Here is an 11684-nt window from a genome sequence, read left to right as displayed (position 1 = left end):
ATGCTGCAATTCGAAAACGTTTCCACTTTCTACGGAAAGATCCAGGCCCTGCACAGCGTCAACGTCGAAGTGCGCCAGGGTGAGATCGTCACGCTGATCGGCGCCAACGGTGCCGGCAAGTCGACCTTGCTGATGACCTTGTGCGGTTCGCCGCAGGCCCACAGCGGCAGCATCCGCTACATGGGTGAAGAGCTGGTGGGCCAGCAGTCGTCGCACATCATGCGTAAAAGCATTGCCGTGGTGCCGGAAGGCCGACGGGTGTTTTCGCGCCTGACCGTCGAAGAGAACCTGGCCATGGGCGGGTTCTTCACCGACAAGGGCGACTACCAGGAGCAAATGGACAAGGTGCTGCACCTGTTCCCCAGGCTCAAGGAACGCTTCAGCCAGCGCGGCGGCACCATGTCCGGCGGCGAGCAGCAAATGCTCGCCATCGGTCGCGCGCTGATGAGCAAGCCCAAGCTGTTGCTGCTCGACGAACCTTCCCTGGGCCTGGCGCCGATCATCATCCAGCAGATCTTCGACATCATCGAACAGCTGCGCAAGGACGGTGTGACGGTGTTCCTGGTCGAACAGAACGCCAACCAGGCGCTGAAAATCGCCGACCGTGCCTATGTGCTGGAAAACGGCCGGGTGGTGATGCAGGGCACGGGTGAACAGTTGCTGACCGATCCGAAGGTGCGTGAGGCGTACCTCGGCGGTTAACACCCGGTTGCTAAATGTGGGAGGGGGCTTGCCCCCGATGGCGCCATGTCAGGCACAGAATATGTGACTGATGTACCGTCATCGGGGGCAAGCCCCCTCCCACATTTGTTTCGGGTGATCCCTGAAATTTTTTTCAAACGGCTTGTAACGAATTCCAGCGTCCAGCCTCTAGTGGTACAAGCAGGCAATCATGCCCGCCGACTCATCCCACTGCTGGAGATACACCATGACCGTTAAACACCGTTCGCTGTCCGCTGCTTCCCTCGTCCTCGCCCTGAGTTCCGCCCTGAGCCTGTCCGCCTTGAGCACCAGCGCCCACGCGGCCGACGACATGCAGAAATGCTTCGGCGTCGCCGAAGCCGGCAAGAACGATTGCGCCGCCGGCGCCGGCACTTCCTGCGCCGGCACCTCCAAAACCAAGGATCAGGCCAACGCCTGGAAACTGGTCCCGGCCGGCACCTGCACCCAAACCCCAAGCACCACCTCGTCGACTGGCTTCGGCCAGGAAGCGGCCTTTACCGCCAAGTCCTGAAGCAGCCCGCAGCCTGAGTACTGATGATGACGCTTTCGTTCCTGCAAACGCCCTCAGCGGCTCAGGTGCCCGGCCTCCCCCTGCGGGCCGGGCTGGGGCTGAAAAACGAGCACTTCACCGAAGTGCTCGACACCTGCCCCGATATCGGTTTTTTTGAAGTGCATGCCGAAAACTACATGGTGGCCGGCGGCCCGTTTCATCACTACCTGGGTTTGATTCGCGCGCAGTACCCGCTGTCGCTGCACGGCGTGGGCCTGTCCATCGGCGGCGAAAACCCGCTGAACCGTGAGCACCTGGCACGGCTGGCAACACTGATCGAGCGCTATCAACCCCAGGCCTTTTCCGAGCACCTGGCCTGGTCGACCCACGGCCCGGTGTTTTTCAACGACTTGCTGCCCCTGGCCTACGATGTCGCCGCCCTCAATCGAGTGTGCGAACACGTTGATCAGGTTCAGAGCACCCTCAAGCGGCCAATGCTGCTGGAGAACCCATCGACCTACCTGCAGTTCCAGCGCTCGACGCTCGACGAAACGGACTTCATCGGCGAAATCATCCGCCGCACCGGCTGCGGCCTGCTGCTGGACGTGAATAACGTCTATGTGTCGTGCATCAATCATCAGCGCGATCCGTTGACCTACATCGACGCGCTGCCCTTGCACGCCGTGGCTGAGATTCATCTGGCAGGCTTTGCCGAAGACACCGACAGCCTGGGCGAGCGCCTGCTGATCGATGATCACGGCGCGCCCATCGATAACGCCGTCTGGCAGTTGTACGAACACGTGCTCGCGCGTACCGGCCCGGTGGCCACGCTGATCGAAAGGGATAACCAGGTACCGGCCTTCAGCGTGCTGCTGGCCGAGGCACAGCAGGCCGAACGGCACTTGTCGCGGGGCCGCCCATGAGCCTTCTCGAAGACTTTGCCGCCGCCCTGCTGGCGCCGGACCAAGCCTGCCCGGCCGGCCTGTTCAGCAGCAACGGCGCCGACCCGGCCAGCCGTTTTGCGGTGTATCGCAACAATGTCCACGGCTCGTTGATCAACGCGCTGGCGACCGCTTACCCGGTGACGTTGCAACTGGTGGGCGATGAGTTTTTCCGCGCCATGGCCGGCTGCTACGTACAGGCATGCCCGCCCGGCAGCCCATTGATCAGCGAATACGGCGCGACATTTTCCGGTTTTATCCAGGGCTTTGAACCGGCCGCGAGCGTGCCTTACCTGGCGGATGTAGCACGCCTGGAACGCTTGCGGGTCCGTGCCTATCACGCGGCGGATGCCCTCGCGCTGGAGCCGCAGGCTGTTCTGCAGCAACTGCAAACGCACACCGAGCTGGGCACATTGCACCTGCAACTGCACCCATCCGTGGCCACGCTGGACTCGCGCTACGCCGTCGTCGCGGTGTGGGCGGCGCACCAGACCGAGGGCGCGATTGCCACGTTGAATCCCTGGCATGCCCAGGGCGCCCTCGTGTTGCGCCGGGGCCTGGAGGTCAAGGTGTTCGCCATCGACAGCGGCTCGGTGGCGTTTATCGACAGCCTGAACCAGGGCGCGGTGCTGGAGAAGGCGCTCGCGCACGCACTCGAGGCCTCAGCCGAGTTCGACCTGCACCAATGCCTGGCGCTGCTGATCAACCAAGCCGCCATCACTCATCTGTCTCTGGAACACAAGGTATCGCCATGAACCCTCGATCAACGTGCCTGATCAACCGGGCCATCCAGCTTTTCGAAAAAATCCCCTACAGCTTGATCGCCTTTCTCGCACGCTTCTCCATCGCGGCGGTGTTCTGGAAGTCCGGGCAAACCAAAGTCGAAGGCTTTGCCATCGACTTGATCAGCGGCACCTTCCAACTGGGCGAGCCGCGCCTCGCCGCCTCGACGCTGCCGCTGTTTCGCAGCGAATACAAGCTGCCCTGGCTGTCACCGGAAGTGGCCGCGCACATGGCGGCATTTGCCGAACACTTCTTCCCGGTGCTGATCCTGCTGGGCTTGGCCACACGCTTCTCGGCCCTGGCGTTGATCGGCATGACCCTGACCATTCAACTGTTCGTGTACCCCGATGCCTACCCGACCCACGGCACCTGGCTGGCCGTCCTACTGCTGTTAGTGGCCAAAGGCCCGGGGCGCCTCTCCGTCGACCACCTGATCGCCCGCCGCTATCGCTAGAGTCGGTCGAGGGCTTCGCCGCTGCGCTTGAACCAGTCCACCAGGTAGTCGGCCAACACCTGGGTGCGTCGCGGCAAGCCGCCCTGATAGGGATGCACCAGGTACATCGGCAGGCTCCGCGTCTGATAATCCCGCAGCAGCCAGCGCAATCGGCCGTCAGCCAGTTCCGCCGGTAAAACGTAGGAAGGCAGCCGCGCAATACCGGCGCCCACCAGGGCGGCCTTTTTCAACAGGTTGTAGTGATTGGAAGCGAAGGTCCCGCTCACCCGCACGCGCAGCAGCTCGTGCTGCTGGTGGTACAGCCACTCTTCGCGGCCGCTGTAGTGGCTGTTCAGCAGGCAGGTGTGGGACGCCAGATCGGCCGGGGTCAGCGGTTCGCCGTGCTGCTCCAGGTAGGCCGGGCTGGCACAGGTCATCTCGTGCCAGGCCAACAGCGGCTTGGCCACCAGGCGCTGATTTTCGATGGCGCCCGAGCGTACCCCCAGGTCGAAGCCATCCCGCGCCAGGTCGCGGTAGCTGTTGTTCAGCTCCAGTTCGATCTGCACCTGCGGGTAGTGCTCGGAAAACTCCAGCAACAAGCCGTCGAAGAAGGTTTCGCCCAACGACACCGGAACCGTCATACGCACCGGCCCGGCCAAGTCGTCCTTGAGCCGCGCCAGCGCCTGACGTGCCCGTTCGACCTGCGCCACCAACGCCTGCGCCTGGGGCAACAACGCAGCGCCGGCCGCGGTCAGGCTGAGCTTGCGCGTGGTGCGATGCAGCAACACCACCGAGTACCCCGTCTCCAGCTGGCTGATGCGCTTGGACAGTTGCCCTTTGCTGCAACCCAGTTGTTCAGCCGCCACGGTGAAACTGCCGGCCTCGATCAGTACGGCAAACGCCGCCAGGTCATCCATCTCGCTCATGGATTGTTTCCATTTGAAAACCAAAGGTTGCCTATTAGCGCGTTTATCCACTTGAAAAGCCACACTAGACTGAACCCTCACTTACCCACTGGAGAAACAGCACGATGAAAATCCTATTGATTGGTGCCAGCGGCACCGTGGGCTCGGCGGTCAAGGCGGAACTGGCGCAGCGTCACGAGGTGATCAGCATTGGTCGCAGCAGCGGCGACTTCCAGGTGGATATCAGCGACAGCGCCTCGATCCGTCGGTTGTTCGAGCAGACCGGCCGGTTCGATGCCTTGGTCTGCGCCGCAGGCAGTGTGAATTTCGTCGCGCTGGGTGAGATGAGCGAAACCGATTTCGAACTGGGCCTGCGCGACAAACTGATGGGCCAGGTCAACCTGCTGCTGATCGGCCGCGAGTACGCCAACGACGGCGCCTCGTTCACCTTTACCAGCGGCATCCTCAACCGCGACCCGATTCGCACCGGCGCCTCGGCCGCACTGGTCAATGGCGCACTGGATGCATTTGTGAAAGCCGCGGCAATCGAATTGCCACGGGGCCTGCGCGTCAATTCCGTAAGCCCGACAGTGCTGCTGGAAGCCATGGACAGCTATGCACCGTACTTTCGCGGGTACAAACCGGCTGCGGGCGCCGATGTGGCGCTGGCCTACGCGAAAAGCGTCGAGGGCTTGCAGACCGGCCAAACCTTTATCGTAGGTTGAACGCCAAAGCTGTAAGAAATGCCTGAAGCTGGCGCGTGGGCTTGTGATGCACCGCCAGCCTGCGTAACGTGGCGGCACTTGTCAGGAGACCCGATAATGCGTGCCGCCCGTACCCTCATGCTGTTTGCCTTGCTCCCCTTGTTCACCGCCTGCCAGTTGTTCGAAAGCGAGCCGGCCAAACCGTCCACCGCCGGGCTGACCCGCATGCAGGGCGAGCTCACGGCAGTCGCCGGCAAGCTGTTGTTCCAACCGTGCCACGACCAGCGCAACTACGTGGTCAAGGACACCGGCGGCACCAGCATCCTGCAGGAAGCCGCGTCCCTGGCCGGCCAGCAAGGCGCACTGTTTGCCGACCTGCGCGGCAAGTTCTCCGGCGTCGCCGCCGGCACCCAGGGCGAAGTGGAGCTGCAACAGCTGTACCGCGTCGAGCGCTCGACCTCGGCCTGCGATGATCCCGACTTCAAGCGCATGATCCTGCGTGCCAACGGCCACAAGCCGGCCTGGGCGCTGAACGTCACCGCCAAGGGCATGGTGCTGGAGCGCGAAGGCCAGCCGCCGCTGCCGGTTCCCTATGTCGAGGAACAACTGGGTGACGGGCGTTTCAACCTGATGACCGAAGCCAATAACCAGCACATCGAACTGTGGGTGGCCCCCCAGCGCTGTGTCGACAGTGCCAGCGGCAGCCTGCAACACATGACCGCCGAGTTGCGGGTCAACGGTCAAGTCCAGCGTGGCTGCGCGGCTTTCGGCGGTTCGCGCGACGATTGATTCGGGCCCGCGCTGTTTTAACATGACGGGAACCTGCCGTTGGGGCTTATAATCGCCGGTTTGCAAAACCGCCGGCCCCACCAAACGCCGCACACCGGACCCTGTCATGTTACGAATCACCGAACTCAAGCTGCCCATCGACCATCCCGAAGAAGACCTGCGGCCCGCCATCGTGCAGCGCCTGGGCATCGCCAGTGATGACCTGCTCGATTTCACCCTGTTCAAGCGCAGCTACGACGCCCGCAAGAAATCGTCGGAGCTGTGCTTCATCTACACCGTCGACGTGAACGTGAAGGGTGAAGCCGCCCTGCTGCTCAAGTTTGCCGACGACCGCAACATCAACCCGGCGCCGGACGTCAGCTACAAGGTGGTGGGCCAGGCGCCCGCGGATCTGGTTGAACGTCCGATCGTCGTCGGTTTTGGCCCGTGCGGGATTTTCGCCGGGCTGCTGCTGGCGCAGATGGGTTTCAAGCCGATCATCCTCGAACGCGGCAAGGAAGTGCGCCAGCGCACCAAGGACACCTGGGGCCTGTGGCGCAAAAGCGTGCTCAACCCGGAGTCCAACGTGCAGTTCGGTGAGGGCGGCGCCGGGACCTTTTCCGATGGCAAGCTCTACAGCCAGATCAAAGACCCGAAATTCCACGGGCGCAAAGTGCTGCACGAGTTCGTCAAGGCCGGCGCGCCGGAAGAAATCCTCTACGTCAGCAAGCCGCACATCGGTACGTTCCGCCTGACCGGCGTGGTGGAAAACATGCGCGAGCAAATCCTTGCCCTGGGCGGTGAAGTGCGCTTCGAGCAACGGGTGACCGACGTATTGATCGAAGACGGACAACTGAACGGCGTGGTCATCGACGGCGGCGAGCAGATCCTCTCCAAGCACGTGATCCTCGCCCTCGGCCACAGCGCCCGCGACACCTTCCGCATGCTCCACGGCCGTGGCGTGTACATGGAAGCCAAGCCGTTTTCCGTGGGTTTCCGTATCGAACACCCACAGTCGCTGATCGACGCCGCGCGCCTGGGCAAATACGCCGGGCATCCGAAACTCGGCGCGGCCGACTACAAACTGGTACACCACGCCAAGAATGGCCGTTCGGTCTACAGCTTCTGCATGTGCCCCGGTGGCACCGTGGTGGCCGCGACGTCCGAGCCGCATCGCGTGGTGACCAACGGCATGAGCCAGTACTCGCGCAACGAGCGCAACGCCAACTCCGGCATCGTCGTCGGCATCACGCCTGAGGTCGATTACCCAGGCGGTCCGCTGGCCGGCATCGAGCTGCAGGAGCGCCTGGAATCCCACGCCTACATCCTCGGCGGCAGCAATTACGAAGCCCCGGCGCAACTGGTCGGCGATTTCATCGCCGGCAAGCCGTCCACGGCCATCGGCAGCGTGGAACCGTCCTACAAACCTGGGGTGTCCATGGGCGATCTGGCCCTGGCACTGCCGGACTTCGCCATCGAAGCGATCCGTGAAGCCTTGCCGGCGTTCGAGAAGCAGATCAAGGGCTACTCGTTGCACGATGCCGTCTTGACCGGGATCGAAACGCGCACCTCATCGCCGTTGCGGATTACCCGTAACGAATCGATGCAGAGCCTGAACGTCAAAGGCCTGTTCCCGGCCGGCGAAGGCGCGGGTTATGCCGGTGGGATTCTGTCGGCGGGCGTCGACGGCATTCGGATTGCCGAAGCGTTGGCGCGGGATATGTTGGGTATCGAGGCCTGAAAACAGCGCCGTCCAAAGGTGGGAGCGCGGCCGCTCCCACATTGGTTTTTGTAGCGTGTCAGATATTCGCGCGCAGGACGTCGTCGGGCAGTGGCTCACCGCGCTCGACGCTGGCCGCCACCGCGGCTATCAAGCCCTGCAGTTCATACCCCTGCCCCACCAGCCACGCCTGATCGTAATAGGTAGTGGCATACCGCTCGCCCCCGTCACACAAGATCGCCACGATCGACCCCGACTCCCCCGCCGCTTTCATCTGCTGCGCCGCCATCAGGGCACCGATCAGGTTGGTCCCGCTGGAGCCGCCGACCCGCCGCCCCAACCGCTCGGCCAGGTAATGCATGGCCGCCAGCGACAGCGCGTCCGGCACCTTGACCATCGCATCGATGACCTTGGGCAAAAACGACGCTTCGACCCGCGGTCGGCCAATACCTTCAATCCGCGAGCCGCACTCCAGGCGCAAGCCGGCATCGCCGCTCAGGTAGTAGTCAAAGAACACCGAGCGCTCGGCATCGGCACACAACACGCGGGTGCAATGCTGGCGATAACGCACATAGCGTCCCAGGGTCGCGGTGGTGCCGCCCGTGCCGGGGCTGGAAATCAGCCAGCTCGGCTCCGGATGACGCTCGAAGCGCATCTGCTGAAAGATCGACTCGGCGATATTGTTGTTCGCCCGCCAGTCGGTGGCGCGTTCGGCGTAGGTGAACTGGTCCATGAAGTGACCACCGCTTTCCTGCGCCAGGCGTTCGGATTCGGCGTAGATCTGCGTCGGATCTTGTACCAGATGGCTCTTGCCGCCATAGAAGCCGATCTGGGCGATCTTTTCCTGGGAGGTGGTGGCCGGCATCACGGCGATAAACGGCAGGCCGAGCAAGCGTGCGAAGTAGGCTTCGGAGATCGCCGTCGAACCGCTGGAGGCTTCGATCACCGGCGCTCCCGGCTTCAGCCAGCCATTGCACAGCGCATACAGGAACAGCGAGCGCGCCAGCCGGTGTTTGAGGCTGCCGGTGGGGTGGCTGGACTCATCCTTGAAGTACAACTCGATACCCGGCAAGCCGGGCAGCGCCAAAGGGATCAGGTGGGTGTCGGCGCTGCGCTGGAAGTCTGCTTCAATGATACGAATGGCTTCGCGGGCCCAGGGACGGTGGTCGCTCATGAGAGGATCTCTAAGGATTTCAGCCTGAATCTTAGGATGTTTCCTACGCCACACACAGATACAGTAACGACTCAATCGGACACACAATTGCTAGGCTCCGCCCCAACTCCGAGCGCGCCCCCTTCTTATAACAAATAAGAATATAACTTTTGTTTTAACAACTAACGGTACGGGTTAGGGTAGGCATCTATTGAATCTGGATTGGAGAGCACCCCTTGGCTCTGCGTAGCACGTTCACCCGTTTCTTCCAGCTGGAAGCCGCCAGCGGTCTGTTGTTGATCGCCGCAGCCGCGTTGGCGCTGATCGTCAACAACTCACCGTTGTCGCACCTCTACAGCGCGTTCCTCGACGTGCCCGTGGTAGCGCAGATTGGCGCGCTGAAGATCGCCAAGCCCGCGTTGTTGTGGATCAACGATGGCCTGATGGCCCTGTTCTTTCTGCTGATCGGCCTGGAGGTCAAGCGCGAGCTGCTCGACGGCCACCTGTCCAAGCCTTCGCAAGTCGTCCTGCCAGGCGCCGCGGCGATCGGCGGTATGGTCGTGCCGGCATTGATCTACTGGGCAATCAACAAGGATTACCCGGCGGCGCTTTCCGGCTGGGCGATCCCCATGGCCACCGATATCGCCTTCGCATTGGGCGTCCTGGCGCTGCTCGGCAAACGCGTGCCGGTGTCGCTGAAACTGTTCCTGATGACCCTGGCCATCATCGATGACCTGGGCGCGATCATCGTGATCGCCGTGTTCTATTCCAGCGACCTGTCCGGTGCCGCCCTGGCGGGCGCGGGCGCCTGCTTGATCGCCTTGATTGCCATGAACCGCCTGGGCGTGATCAAGCTCGGGCCGTACCTGATCATCGGCCTGATCCTGTGGGTCTGCGTACTGAAAAGTGGCGTGCATGCCACCTTGGCCGGCGTGACGCTAGCGTTCTGCATCCCGATGCGTACCAAAAACGCCGAACCCTCGCCGCTGTTGACGCTCGAACATGCCCTGCATCCATGGGTGGCCTATGGCATCCTGCCGCTGTTCGCGTTCGCCAACGCCGGCGTGTCCCTGAGCGGGGTCAGCCTCGAGAGCTTCACCCACCACGTACCGCTGGGCATCGCCCTCGGCCTGCTGATCGGCAAGACCATCGGCGTGTTCGGTCTGACCTGGCTCGCCATCAAGACCGGCCTCGCCGCGCTGCCCAGCGGCGCCAGCTGGGGCCAGGTGTTCGGCGTGGCGATCCTGTGCGGCATCGGCTTCACCATGAGCCTGTTTGTCGGCTCCCTGGCGTTCGTGCCGGGCGCCAGCGAATTTGCCGGGGAAGATCGAATGGGGATTCTGACCGGGTCGATACTCGCGGCGTGTATCGGTTATGCGGTGACGGCGATGGCGAGTCGCAAGAAAGCCTGACTCGCACAAAACACCGCGCACAAAAAACCCCAGCCGGTCACCCGGCTGGGGTTTTTCTTTGCTCGCGGCTTAACGCTTAGCGAGTCACGCGGCTGGTACCATCAACGGTCATGATGCGAACGCGATCACCGATGCGGAAGATTTCATTTTCCTGCACGGCCTGCACGTAGGCGCGCATGCTGCCGTCGTCTTCGCGAACGGTGATTTCCACGCCCTGGGTGCGGGTCAGGCCTTCTTCGGTGGCCGAACCCAACAGGCCGCCGGCGACAGCGCCGATCACGGCGGTCACGATACTGCCACGGCCGCCACCGATGGCGCTGCCGCCCACACCGCCAATGACGGCACCGGCCGCACCGCCGATTGGGGTCTTGGTGCCTTCGATTTTCACCGGACGCAGGGATTCAATGGTCCCCATGCGAACGGTCTGCACGCGACGCGCTTCGTCACGGGAGTATGAGTCGCCGGTCAGACTCGAGGCGCAGCCACCCAACAACAACGACAGGGTAGTAAAGCAGGCAACTAGTAAAACGGACTTACGCATAGCATCAACTCCAAAGGACAGGTGTTCATTAGACGCGGCCGCTTGACGCCTGTCACGGCAAGCTCCGCAGAAAATTGCTTTCATTCAGCCCTAGTACAGAGTGCCAGCACCAAAACAGACGACAAACGGTAGCTCTCATCTCGTAAACAGGACGCTCATGGATTATTTCATCATTATAGTCACGACCGTAGCCGGCTTGTATTTCCATGGCTGGTTATACCTGCGCATCCGCCGCTGGATCGACCGCGACCTGGCGCTATCCCTGGCGGGCAACGACCTGCACAAGCGGGCCTTCATGCTGCAACAACTGGAAAAAGCCCGAACCCTGAAGATCAACCGCCGCGAGCTGCCGGACTGGTTGAAAAACGCGGCGCAGCAGTACACGCCCGAGGCCTCTTGAACAGAGGCTTCGGGGTGACGGGCAACAGTCAGAAAGGGTGACGCAAGACGACGATCAGGGCGCCAGGCGCTCACGGGTCCAGTCGGCCCCGTGCAAGCGGTAGTTCAGGCGGTCATGCAGGCGGCTGGCGCGGCCTTGCCAGAACTCGATGCGCTCGGGCAACAAGCGATAGCCGCCCCAGTGCTCGGGGCAGTGCGGCTGAGTGTCGCTGAACCGCTGTTCGGTGACCTTGAGCAAGTCGTGCAACTCTTCGCGGTCACGGATCACCTTGCTCTGCGGGGAAGCCCAGGCACCCAGGCGGCTGCCCAAGGGGCGCACCTGGAAATAGGCATCCGACTCTTCCGGCGTGACCTTGACCACCCGACCCTCGATGCGTACCTGACGCTCCAGGGTCGGCCAGAAAAAGGTCATGGCCGCGAAGGGCCGCGCCGCAAGCTGATCGCCCTTGGCGCTCTCATAGTTGGTGAAGAAGGTAAAGCCCTGTGCATCCAGGCCCTTGAGCAGCAGGATGCGACAGTGCGGGCGACCGTCCTCGTCGACCGTGGCCAGGGTCATGGCATTGGCCTCCACCGGCGGCTGCTCGGTTTTCACCGCATCGCCGAACCACTGATGGAACAAGGCAAACGGCTCGCTCGGGGCCTGGGCCTCGCTCAAACCATCCCGTGTGTAGTCACGGCGCATATCAGCCAATGCCTGGGTCATGCGACTTTA

Annotated in this window: 14 protein-coding genes; 10 read left to right on the top strand and 4 right to left on the bottom strand. The window is 62.6% G+C overall.

Features of this window, described 5'->3' with window-relative positions:
- The 5 genes from NR164_RS17845 (at window position 1) to NR164_RS17825 (ending at window position 3391) form a co-directional block, all read left to right on the top strand.
- On the top strand, window positions 1-702 hold the full coding sequence (locus NR164_RS17845; protein ID WP_017844798.1) for an ABC transporter ATP-binding protein: 702 nt from the start codon (window positions 1-3) through the stop codon (window positions 700-702).
- 226 nt (window positions 703-928) lie between these two features.
- Window positions 929-1234: a DUF2282 domain-containing protein gene (locus NR164_RS17840; RefSeq protein WP_017844797.1), complete on the top strand. Its 306-nt coding sequence runs from the start codon at window positions 929-931 to the stop codon at window positions 1232-1234.
- 23 nt (window positions 1235-1257) lie between these two features.
- Window positions 1258-2136, top strand: a complete 879-nt coding sequence (locus NR164_RS17835) for a DUF692 domain-containing protein (RefSeq protein WP_046384437.1) — start codon at window positions 1258-1260, stop codon at window positions 2134-2136.
- Window positions 2133-2909 (top strand): DUF2063 domain-containing protein, encoded by a 777-nt coding sequence (locus NR164_RS17830; RefSeq protein ID WP_256823044.1) that lies wholly within the window; start codon window positions 2133-2135, stop codon window positions 2907-2909. The genes NR164_RS17835 and NR164_RS17830 overlap by 4 nt, the downstream gene beginning before the upstream one ends.
- Window positions 2906-3391 carry a DoxX family protein gene (locus tag NR164_RS17825; protein ID WP_046384439.1) on the top strand — a complete coding sequence of 162 codons (486 nt, stop codon included), beginning with the start codon at window positions 2906-2908 and terminating at the stop codon, window positions 3389-3391. The genes NR164_RS17830 and NR164_RS17825 overlap by 4 nt, the downstream gene beginning before the upstream one ends.
- On the opposite strand, the gene NR164_RS17820 is transcribed toward NR164_RS17825, so the two are convergent.
- The gene (locus tag NR164_RS17820) at window positions 3388-4296 is read right to left on the bottom strand and encodes a LysR family transcriptional regulator (protein WP_079443003.1); all 909 of its coding nucleotides are present in this window, start codon (window positions 4294-4296) and stop codon (window positions 3388-3390) included. The genes NR164_RS17825 and NR164_RS17820 overlap by 4 nt on opposite strands.
- Window positions 4297-4400: 104 nt before the next feature.
- On the opposite strand from NR164_RS17820, the gene NR164_RS17815 reads away from it, so the two are divergent.
- The 3 genes from NR164_RS17815 (at window position 4401) to NR164_RS17805 (ending at window position 7488) form a co-directional block, all read left to right on the top strand.
- Entirely contained in the window at window positions 4401-5000 is a 600-nt protein-coding gene (locus tag NR164_RS17815) for a short chain dehydrogenase (RefSeq protein ID WP_256823043.1), read from the top strand.
- 96 nt (window positions 5001-5096) lie between these two features.
- The gene (locus NR164_RS17810) at window positions 5097-5768 is read left to right on the top strand and encodes a COG3650 family protein (protein WP_017844791.1); all 672 of its coding nucleotides are present in this window, start codon (window positions 5097-5099) and stop codon (window positions 5766-5768) included.
- A 106-nt stretch (window positions 5769-5874) separates the two neighbouring features.
- A complete protein-coding gene (locus tag NR164_RS17805) occupies window positions 5875-7488 on the top strand; it encodes an NAD(P)/FAD-dependent oxidoreductase (RefSeq protein ID WP_256823042.1) in 1614 nt (537 codons plus the stop codon).
- 58 nt (window positions 7489-7546) lie between these two features.
- Here NR164_RS17805 and NR164_RS17800 read toward each other — a convergent pair whose 3' ends face one another.
- The gene (locus tag NR164_RS17800; RefSeq protein WP_177031361.1) at window positions 7547-8641 is read right to left on the bottom strand and encodes a PLP-dependent cysteine synthase family protein; all 1095 of its coding nucleotides are present in this window, start codon (window positions 8639-8641) and stop codon (window positions 7547-7549) included.
- 215 nt (window positions 8642-8856) lie between these two features.
- Here NR164_RS17800 and nhaA point away from each other — a divergent pair, with 215 nt between their 5' ends.
- Window positions 8857-10032: a Na+/H+ antiporter NhaA gene (nhaA, locus tag NR164_RS17795; protein ID WP_057004729.1), complete on the top strand. Its 1176-nt coding sequence runs from the start codon at window positions 8857-8859 to the stop codon at window positions 10030-10032.
- A gap of 76 nt (window positions 10033-10108) precedes the next feature.
- Here nhaA and NR164_RS17790 read toward each other — a convergent pair whose 3' ends face one another.
- The gene (locus NR164_RS17790; protein ID WP_003189251.1) at window positions 10109-10573 is read right to left on the bottom strand and encodes a glycine zipper 2TM domain-containing protein; all 465 of its coding nucleotides are present in this window, start codon (window positions 10571-10573) and stop codon (window positions 10109-10111) included.
- A 157-nt stretch (window positions 10574-10730) separates the two neighbouring features.
- On the opposite strand from NR164_RS17790, the gene NR164_RS17785 reads away from it, so the two are divergent.
- Complete coding sequence (locus NR164_RS17785) at window positions 10731-10973, top strand: hypothetical protein (protein ID WP_017844787.1); 243 nt, start codon at window positions 10731-10733, stop codon at window positions 10971-10973.
- 54 nt (window positions 10974-11027) lie between these two features.
- Here NR164_RS17785 and pdxH read toward each other — a convergent pair whose 3' ends face one another.
- Complete coding sequence (gene pdxH / locus NR164_RS17780; RefSeq protein ID WP_046384443.1) at window positions 11028-11675, bottom strand: pyridoxamine 5'-phosphate oxidase; 648 nt, start codon at window positions 11673-11675, stop codon at window positions 11028-11030.
- Window positions 11676-11684 lie beyond the last annotated feature (9 nt).

Origin of the sequence: Pseudomonas sp. Pse79, from assembly GCF_024519615.1 — a bacterium.
GTDB lineage: Bacteria > Pseudomonadota > Gammaproteobacteria > Pseudomonadales > Pseudomonadaceae > Aquipseudomonas > Aquipseudomonas veronii.
The sequence above is the reverse complement of the archived record's forward strand: the minus strand, read 5'-3'. Positions and strand labels throughout refer to the sequence as shown.